This window comes from Streptomyces thermospinosisporus (assembly GCF_039526425.1).
Taxonomy (GTDB): domain Bacteria; phylum Actinomycetota; class Actinomycetes; order Streptomycetales; family Streptomycetaceae; genus Streptomyces; species Streptomyces thermocarboxydovorans.
This window is the reverse complement of the sequence record NZ_BAAAIZ010000030.1, coordinates 48,723-56,878: the sequence shown is the minus strand read 5'-3', so window position 1 is coordinate 56,878 and position 8,156 is coordinate 48,723. Positions and strand designations below refer to the sequence as shown.

9 protein-coding genes are annotated in these 8,156 nt (G+C 70.3%); 3 read left to right on the top strand and 6 right to left on the bottom strand.

Annotated features, from left to right (window positions below; all coding sequences use genetic code 11):
- Positions 1-64: 64 nt before the first annotated feature.
- From ABD207_RS11670 to ABD207_RS11645, 6 genes are all read right to left on the bottom strand, one after another.
- Positions 65-1,444: an 8-oxoguanine deaminase gene (locus tag ABD207_RS11670; RefSeq protein WP_344012245.1), complete on the bottom strand. Its 1,380-nt coding sequence runs from the start codon at positions 1,442-1,444 to the stop codon at positions 65-67.
- A 124-nt stretch (positions 1,445-1,568) separates the two neighbouring features.
- Positions 1,569-2,471 carry a factor-independent urate hydroxylase gene (pucL, locus tag ABD207_RS11665; protein ID WP_344012244.1) on the bottom strand — a complete coding sequence of 301 codons (903 nt, stop codon included), beginning with the start codon at positions 2,469-2,471 and terminating at the stop codon, positions 1,569-1,571.
- Between the two features lie 2 nt (positions 2,472-2,473).
- Positions 2,474-2,878 (bottom strand): hydroxyisourate hydrolase, encoded by a 405-nt coding sequence (uraH, locus tag ABD207_RS11660; RefSeq protein ID WP_344012242.1) that lies wholly within the window; start codon positions 2,876-2,878, stop codon positions 2,474-2,476.
- Between the two features lie 7 nt (positions 2,879-2,885).
- Positions 2,886-3,395, bottom strand: a complete 510-nt coding sequence (gene uraD, locus ABD207_RS11655; RefSeq protein WP_344012240.1) for a 2-oxo-4-hydroxy-4-carboxy-5-ureidoimidazoline decarboxylase — start codon at positions 3,393-3,395, stop codon at positions 2,886-2,888.
- A gap of 198 nt (positions 3,396-3,593) precedes the next feature.
- Positions 3,594-3,962, bottom strand: coding sequence for a helix-turn-helix domain-containing protein (locus tag ABD207_RS11650; protein ID WP_344012239.1), 369 nt, complete (start codon positions 3,960-3,962; stop codon positions 3,594-3,596).
- Entirely contained in the window at positions 3,959-4,210 is a 252-nt protein-coding gene (locus ABD207_RS11645) for a hypothetical protein (protein ID WP_344012238.1), read from the bottom strand. Before ABD207_RS11645 ends, ABD207_RS11650 begins: the two co-directional genes overlap by 4 nt.
- Positions 4,211-4,347: 137 nt before the next feature.
- Between ABD207_RS11645 and ABD207_RS11640 the strand changes: the two genes are divergently transcribed.
- The 3 genes from ABD207_RS11640 (at position 4,348) to ABD207_RS11630 (ending at position 7,825) form a co-directional block, all read left to right on the top strand.
- Positions 4,348-5,187 (top strand): TIM barrel protein, encoded by an 840-nt coding sequence (locus ABD207_RS11640; protein WP_344012237.1) that lies wholly within the window; start codon positions 4,348-4,350, stop codon positions 5,185-5,187.
- Between the two features lie 75 nt (positions 5,188-5,262).
- Positions 5,263-6,153 (top strand): 2-hydroxy-3-oxopropionate reductase, encoded by an 891-nt coding sequence (locus tag ABD207_RS11635; protein ID WP_344012235.1) that lies wholly within the window; start codon positions 5,263-5,265, stop codon positions 6,151-6,153.
- A 208-nt stretch (positions 6,154-6,361) separates the two neighbouring features.
- Positions 6,362-7,825, top strand: coding sequence for a catalase (locus ABD207_RS11630; protein WP_344012234.1), 1,464 nt, complete (start codon positions 6,362-6,364; stop codon positions 7,823-7,825).
- The last annotated feature ends 331 nt before the right edge of the window (positions 7,826-8,156 follow it).

Sequence of the window (8,156 nt, the reverse complement as noted above, 5' to 3'; positions counted from 1 at the left end):
CGGGCCCCGCTCGGGTCCGCGGTACCGGCCGGGAGCCGTCCCTCCCGGCCGGAGTCTTCGGTGTTCAGTTCTGCGCGGCGATCCGTGCCAGTCGCTGCGCTTCCGTACGCGTGGTACGGGCGATCGTGTCCTCGTCGGCGGTGAGCAGCCGGCCGTTCTCGACGATCTGCCGGCCGCCGACGAAGGAGGCGGTGACCGGGGCGGGTGCGCCGAGCACCAGCGCGGTCACCGGGTCGGCGATGGAGGAGTGGGCGAGGGTGTCCATCCGCCACAGCACCAGGTCGGCGAGCTTGCCGGGTTCCAGGGAGCCGATCTCGCCTGCGCGGCCGAGCACTTGGGCGCCGCCGTGGGTGCCGAGCCTGAGCGCCTGCCGGGCGGTGAGCGCGGCCTCGCGGTGCGGGCCGAGGCGGTTGATCAGCAGGGCGTTGCGCAGTTCGGTGTGGAGTTCGCCGGACTCGTTGGAGGCGGTGCCGTCCACGCCGAGGCCGACGGGGACGCCGGCGGCGAGCAGATCGGGGACGCGGGCGATTCCGGCCGCCAGCCGCGCATTCGAGGAGGGGCAGTGGGCGACGCCCGTCCTGGTGCGGGCGAAGGCGGCGATGTCGGAGTCGTCCATGTGGACGCAGTGCGCCATCCACACGTCCTCGCCGAGCCAGCCGGTGGACTCGAAGTAGTCGGTGGGGCCCCTGCCGAACAGCTCGTGGCAGTACTTCTCCTCCTCCACGGTCTCCGAGCCGTGGGTGTGCAGGCGCACCCCGAGCCGGCGGGCCAGTTCGGCGGACCGGCGCAGCAGTTCGGTGGAGACGGAGAAGGGCGAGCAGGGGGCGACGGCGACCTGGGTCATCGCGTCGGAGGAGGGGTCGTGGTGCCGGTGGACGGTCTCCTCGGTGGCGGTGAGGGCCTCGTCGAGCGTCTCGACGGCGAAGTCCGGGGGCAGCCCGCCGTCCTTCTCGCCGCGGTCCATGGAGCCGCGGGCGAGGGTGAGGCGCACGCCCATGTCGCGGGCGGCGCGGACGACGGCGCCGGACAGGTCGCCGGAGCCGCGCGGGTGGACGTAGTGGTGGTCCATGGCGGTGGTGACACCGCCGCGGGCCATCATGGCGAGCGAGCCCTGGGCGGCCGCGTACACCATCGGTTCGTCGATGCGTGCCCAGACCGGGTAGAGGGCGACGAGCCAGTCGAACAGGTTGTGGTCGGTGGCCAGGCCCCGGGTGAGCCACTGGTAGAAGTGGTGGTGGGTGTTGACCAGGCCGGGGGTGGCCAGGTGCCCGGAGGCGTCGATGCGGCGGACGACGTTCTGGACGTCCTCGGGGGCCGGGCCCGCGCCGAGGGACTCGATGCGGTTGCCGGCGAGGACCAGATGGCCGGACGCGTACTCGGTGTCCTCGGCGTCGACGGTCGCGATCGCGCAGTTCTCGATGACGATGCGCGGGGCTGCTGCCATGGTGCGTCCCTTGCTGTCTTGTCCTGTTCACGGGCGGGGCACGGCAGGACCCTGGGAGCCTCGAGTGCCGGGGCCGGGGAGATGCGCCGTGTCTCCCCGGCCGCGGTGCCGAGAGGGTGAGGCGTCAGAGGTTGGTGAGGTCCACCGGGATCCGCGCCTCGCAGCCGTCCCGCAGGATGGTGGCCTCGATCAGGCCGTAGGGGCGGTCGGAGGCGTAGTACACCTCGTTGTCGTTCTTCAGCCCGAACGGCTCCAGGTCCACCAGGAAGTTGTGCTTGTTCGGGAGGGAGAAGCGCACCTCGTCGATCTCACTGCGGTTGTCGATGACGCGCGCGCCCATCTGGTACAGCGTCTGCTGCAGCGACAGCGAGTACGTCTCGGCGAAGGCCTGCAGCAGGTGCTTCCTGACCTGCTCGTAGGACTCCTCCCAGTCGGGCATCGTCTGCTCGTCGTCGGTCCAGTTGAACCGCCACTTGCCGGAGACGTCGGTGGCCAGGATGCGGTCGTAGGTCTCCTTGAGGGTGGTGTACTTGTCCTTGATGTAGCCCCAGAACTCGGAGTTGGTGGAGTTCAGCACCGTGAGGTCCTTCACACCGGAGATGACCTCCCACTTCTCACCGTCGAAGGTGACCTGGGCGGTACGTATCTCCTGGCCCTTGCGGACGAAGGAGTGCTTGGCCTCGCCGGCGTCGGAGGTCTCGATCCGCTCCCAGGCGTACTCCTCGATGCGGATGCGGGCCCGGTGCACCGGCTCCTGGCTGGTGACGAAGTGACGGGCGAGGTGGATGCCGAACTGCTCGGCGGACTCGATGCCGTACTCCTTGGCGAACGCGAACACCGTGTTCTTGGTGGTGTCGGTCGGCAGGACGTTGGCGTTGGAGCCGGAGTAGTGGACCTCATCCATGTCGCCGGACAGGGCGACGGAGACGTTGAGGTCCTTGATGTGGTGGGTGGCGCCGTCCCGCGTGATCTTGACGACTCGGTTCTCGGCCTTGCCGTATTGGTTCTGTCCCAGGATGGTCGGCATAGCTAGCTCCCTCGGTAAACGGAGTAGCCGAACGGGTTGAGCAGCAGCGGTACGTGGTAGTGCTCGCCGGGCGTGACCGCGAAGGTGATCACGACCTCGGGGAAGAACGCACCGCTGTCCCGATTCGCGGGGGCGTCCTGCTGCGCCTCGGCTTTCTTCTTCTCGAAGTACGGCTCGACGGCGAAGTCGAGCCGGACATGGGTGGTGCCCTCCGGCAGTGCCGGGAGGTCCTTGCACCGCCCGTCCGCGTCGGTCACGGAACCGCCGAGCGCCTGCCATTCCCCTCCCTGCCCGTAGCGGGCGGCGCCGCGCAGCGCGGAGAGGCGGACGGCGACGCCCTCGGCGGGGCGGCCGGCGCTGGTGTCCAGGATGTGCGTGGACACGGAAGCGGTGGTCTCGGTGCTCATGCGTGCGTCAGTCCTGTTCGACGAGTCGGGCGAGACGGATGCGGTTGATCTTCCCCAGTTCGGTGCGGACGATCTCGCGCTCCTGCTCCGGCGCGTTGCCGATGCGTTCCTTCAGGGCGTCCCGCATCTGCTCGCCGGTCCGGCCGGTGGCGCAGATGAGGAACACATGGCCGAACTTCTCCTGGTAGGCCAGGTTGAGTTCGAGCATCTCCGCCTTGAGCTCCTCCGGGGCGCCGGCCATGCCGGCCTGTTCCCGGGAGGAGGTGGGATCGCCGGGCCTGGGGCGGCCGATGGGCGGGTGACCGGCCATCGCCTCCTCGAGGTCCGCCGTGGTCAGCTCGGCCATCGCGGCGTCGCTGGCGGCGTACAGCTCCTCGGGGCCGGCGTAGGGGCGGTGGGCGAGCAGGCGCCGGACCCACGCCGTGGAGGCACACACCTCGTGGAGCGCGGCGTGGGCCGCGGACTCCTCGAGGGCGTTGAAGCGGGCCAGGCCCGGCGGCGTGGATGTGGACGTCACGGGAGCCTCCGTGGCCTTGTGCTGAACGGGCGTGCCGATAGTGAACGCCGCCGCGGGCAGCACGTCAACACTTTGTTGAAAATTCGGGGGAACACATATGAGGCCCACGCCGGCTGGTTCCAGGATGCGCCCGATGCCGTGCGGGCCGCGGCCCGCACAGGGGGGCGACGGCCCGCAGGGACACCGCGAAAGCGCTGGTCAGGAGCCCTTCTCGCGGTTGAGGTAGTTGTAGACGGTGAACCGGCTGACGCCTAGTGCGCTCGCCACGGTCTCCACTCCGTGGCGCACCGCGAAGGCGCCGCGCGCCTCCAGATTGCGTACGATCTCCTGCTTCGACCGGCGGTCCAGATCGGCGAGCGGCATGCCCTTGCGGCGCTCCAGCGCGGCGAGGATGTGGTCGAGCGAGTCCGCGAGCTGGGGCAGGCGCACCGCGACGACATCGCCGCCCTCCCACTGCAGGACCACGTCGTCGATGCCGGCCTCGTCGGGCGGGATCAGCTGCCCGCCGATGGCGTCGACCAGTGGCTTGACGGCCGCGATGAACGGCTCGTCGCCCGCACCGCTCATCCCTCGTCCTCCCCGATGACATTGACCTGGAGGGTGACCCGGGTCGCGCCCGCCGCGAGGGTGCGGCGCAGCAGCGCGTCCACGGCACCGAGCACCGCGTCCGCGGATCCCTCGGCGGTGTTGCCGAACGGGCCGACGTCCACGGCGTCCAGGTCGGCCGCCTCGACCACCTCACGGGCCACCACCGCGTGCGCGGGGGGCTCGTCGAGGTCGAAGGGCTCGGTCGTGAACTCCACTCTCAATCGCACGCGCTCAACCTAACGCGCGGCGCGTCACCTCGCCGACCCCTCTTGACAAGGCGCGAACCCTCCATGCAGTCTTCCATTACGCAGAAATGAACTTCCGTAATACGGAAACAGCTCAACGGAAGGGAGCGCGGCGACCGATGGGATTCGCAGACCAGCGCTTCAACGTCAACCTGTCGATCCTCTTCACGGAACTCCCGCTCCTGGAGCGCCCCGCGGCCGCCGCCGCGGCCGGCTTCACCGCGGTCGAGCTGTGGTGGCCCTGGATCGACACGCCCACCCCCGAGCAGTCCGAACTGGACGCGCTGCGCAAGGCGATCGAGGACGCCGGCGTCCGGCTCACCGGGCTGAACTTCTACGCCGGCCGGCTGCCGGGCCCGGACCGGGGCGCCCTGTCGGTGCCGGGTGAGGAGTCGGAGCGGTTCCGCGCCAACATCGACGTGGCCGCGGACTTCGCGCAGTCGCTCGGCTGCACGGCGCTCAACGCGCTCTACGGCAACCGCGTCGAGGGCGTGGACCCGGCCGAGCAGGACGCGCTCGCCCTCGAGAACCTGGTCCTCGCCGCCCGGGCGGCCGACCGGATCGGCGCGATCCTGCTGATCGAGGCGCTGAACAAGCCCGAGTCCCCGCTGTATCCGCTGGTGTCGGCGGCCGCCGCCGTCGGCGTCGTGGACAAGGTGAACGCGGCGACCGGCCTGGACAACGCGCGCTTCCTGATGGACCTCTACCACCTGTCCATGAACGGCGAGGACCTGCCGTCGGTGATCGAGCAGTACGCGGCGAAGACCGGCCATGTGCAGATCGCCGACAACCCCGGCCGCGGTGCCCCGGGCACGGGTTCGCTGCCGCTCGAGGACCTGCTGGAGCAGCTGCGGAAGGCGGGCTACGAGGGCTACGTCGGCCTGGAGTACAAGCCCGGCGACCGCGGCAGCGCCGAGTCCTTCGACTGGCTGCCGGCCGAGCAGCGCGCCGCCCGCTGAGGGCACTTCCGAAAGGCCGGTCGCTCACCGGCCCGTACCGACACGCAGACCCAGCAGCCCCAGAGAGGCACCCCCATGAGCACACTTCCGAAGATCGCCTGGATCGGCCTCGGCATCATGGGCTCCCCCATGTCCGAGAACCTGATCAAGGCCGGCTACCAGGTCACCGGCTACACCCTGGAGCAGGAGAAGCTGGACCGGCTGGCCGCCGCGGGCGGCACCCCCGCCTCCTCGGTGGCCGAGGCCGTCAAGGACGCCGATGTCGTCATCACGATGGTTCCGGCCTCCCCGCAGGTCGAGGCCGTCGCCTACGGCCCGGACGGCATTCTGGAGAACGCCCGGCCCGGCACCCTGCTGATCGACATGTCCTCGATCACCCCGCAGACCTCGATCGACCTGGCCGCTGCGGCCAAGGAGAAGGGCATCCGGGTCCTGGACGCGCCCGTGTCCGGCGGTGAGGCAGGCGCCATCGAGGCCGTGCTGTCCATCATGGTCGGCGGCGAGCAGGCCGACTTCGACGAGGCGAAGCCGATCTTCGAGGCGCTCGGCAAGACCATCGTGCTGTGCGGCCCGCACGGCTCCGGCCAGACCGTGAAGGCCGCCAACCAGCTGATCGTCGCCGTCAACATCCAGGCCTGCGCCGAGGCCGTGGTCTTCCTGGAGAAGTCCGGCGTGGACCTCAAGGCCGCGCTGGACGTCCTCAACGGCGGCCTGGCCGGCTCGACCGTGCTGACGCGGAAGAAGGACAACTTCCTCAACCGCGACTTCAAGCCCGGCTTCCGCATCGACCTGCACCACAAGGACATGGGCATCGTCACGGACGCCGCCCGCAACGTCGGCGCGGTCCTGCCCGTCGGCTCGGTGGTGGCCCAGCTGGTCGCCAGCCTGCGCGCGCAGGGCGACGGCGGCCTGGACCACTCCGCGCTGCTGCGCTCGGTCGAGCGCCTCTCCGGCGCCCAGGTCTGACCGACGAGAGCCCCAGCCGGCCCACCCCCTGAGCTCCGGACGGCGCCGGCGCCGACACCTGTCCCTGTCGCGCCCAAGGCGCCGGCGCCGTCCGGGAACCACGCCTGCCCACCACTTCAACAATCTGTTGACGCCTCGATCGTCACGAACCTAGGCTCCACAAAGCGGAAACAGTTTTCCGCTACCCCCCCCGCATGGAAGGTCCACGATGTCGAAGCGCGTGCTCACCACCGAGTCCGGCGCCCCGGTCGCCGACAACCAGAATTCCGCTTCCGCCGGCATCGGCGGCCCGCTGCTGATCCAGGACCAGCACCTGCTGGAGAAGCTCGCGCGCTTCAACCGCGAGCGCATCCCGGAGCGTGTGGTGCACGCCCGCGGGTCCGGCGCCCACGGCCACTTCGAGGTGACCGACGACGTCACCGACTACACCTGCGCCGAGTTCCTGGACACCGTCGGCAAGCGCACCGAGGTGTTCGTGCGCTTCTCCACCGTGGCCGACTCGCTCGGCGGCGCCGACGCGGTGCGCGACCCGCGCGGATTCGCCGTCAAGTTCTACACCCGCGAGGGCAATTACGACCTCGTCGGGAACAACACCCCGGTGTTCTTCATCAAGGACCCGATCAAGTTCCCCGACTTCATCCACTCGCAGAAGCGCGACCCCTTCACGGGCCGTCAGGAGCCGGACAACGTCTGGGACTTCTGGGCCCACTCCCCCGAGGCCACGCACCAGGTGACCTGGCTCTTCGGCGACCGCGGCATCCCGGCGTCGTACCGCCACATGAACGGCTACGGCTCGCACACCTTCCAGTGGACCAACAGCAAGGGCGATGCCTTCTTCGTCAAGTACCACTTCAAGACCGACCAGGGCATCCGCTGCCTGAGCAGCGAGCAGGCCGCGGAGATCGCCGGCCAGGACCCCACCTCGCACCAGACGGACCTGCTCCAGGCCATCGAGCGCGGAGAGCACCCGTCCTGGACGCTGTACGTCCAGCTGATGCCGGCCGAGGAGGCCGCGGACTACCGCTTCAACCCGTTCGACGTGACCAAGGTGTGGCCGCACAAGGACTACCCGCTGCACCGGGTGGGCCGCCTGGTGCTCGACCGCAACCCGGACAACATCTTCGCCGAGGTCGAGCAGGCCGCGTTCTCCCCGAACAACTTCGTGCCGGGCATCGGCCCCTCGCCCGACAAGATGCTCCAGGGCCGCCTGTTCGCCTACGCCGACGCGCACCGCTACCGCCTCGGCGTCAACCACACCCAGCTCGCCATCAACGCCCCGAAGAACGTGCCCGGCGGCGCGAACAACTACGGGCGGGACGGCTTCATGGCGTCCAACTCCCACGGCCGGTACGCCAAGAACTACGAGCCCAACTCCTATGACGGCCCGGTCGAGACCGGCCGCCCGCTGTCGGCGCCGCTCGCCGTGTCCGGCCACACCGGCACCCACGCCGCCCCGCAGCACACCAAGGACGACGACTTCTTCCAGGCCGGTGAGCTCTACCGGCTGATGTCCGCCGAGGAGAAGTCCCGCCTGGTGGCCAACATCGCCGGCAGCCTCTCCCAGGTCAGCCGCGACGACGTGATCGAGAAGAACCTGGCCCACTTCCACGCCGCCGACCCCGAGTACGGCCGGCGCGTGGAGGAGGCGGTCCGCGCCCTGCGCGAGGACTGACCCCATGAGCTGCGTCCGGGGCCCGGCGGGGAGGCCCGGCACCGGACGCATGGACCCGCCGTGCCGGCGACCCGGATGAGGGGTGGTCGACCGGTACGGCGGGCAGGGCGAGGACCGCGGCGGCATGCGAGCCAGTGCGGTGGTTTAGGCCCGGATCTCCTCCTTCGACGTGAGGGGAGGGACTCCCGGTGCCGTCGCATCCGCCGCGGTCCCGATCCCCCACCCGCCCCGTCCGGCGGCGCGAACGTACCGTCGCGCCGGCCTCGCCCCGCCGGACGGCACCAGAGCCCGAGGGCGGCCGTACGACGACCCTCACGGCCTTGTCGGGCAA

Excerpts from the sequence above, each read along its gene's own strand:
- ABD207_RS11670 (WP_344012245.1), bottom strand. The coding sequence starts at position 1,444 with ATGGCAGCAGCCCCGCGCATCGTCATCGAGAACTGCGCGATCGCGACC.
- pucL (WP_344012244.1), bottom strand. The coding sequence starts at position 2,471 with ATGCCGACCATCCTGGGACAGAACCAATACGGCAAGGCCGAGAACCGA.
- uraH (WP_344012242.1), bottom strand. The coding sequence starts at position 2,878 with ATGAGCACCGAGACCACCGCTTCCGTGTCCACGCACATCCTGGACACC.
- ABD207_RS11650 (WP_344012239.1), bottom strand. The coding sequence starts at position 3,962 with ATGAGCGGTGCGGGCGACGAGCCGTTCATCGCGGCCGTCAAGCCACTG.
- ABD207_RS11640 (WP_344012237.1), top strand. The coding sequence starts at position 4,348 with ATGGGATTCGCAGACCAGCGCTTCAACGTCAACCTGTCGATCCTCTTC.
- ABD207_RS11635 (WP_344012235.1), top strand. The coding sequence starts at position 5,263 with ATGAGCACACTTCCGAAGATCGCCTGGATCGGCCTCGGCATCATGGGC.
- ABD207_RS11630 (WP_344012234.1), top strand. The coding sequence starts at position 6,362 with ATGTCGAAGCGCGTGCTCACCACCGAGTCCGGCGCCCCGGTCGCCGAC.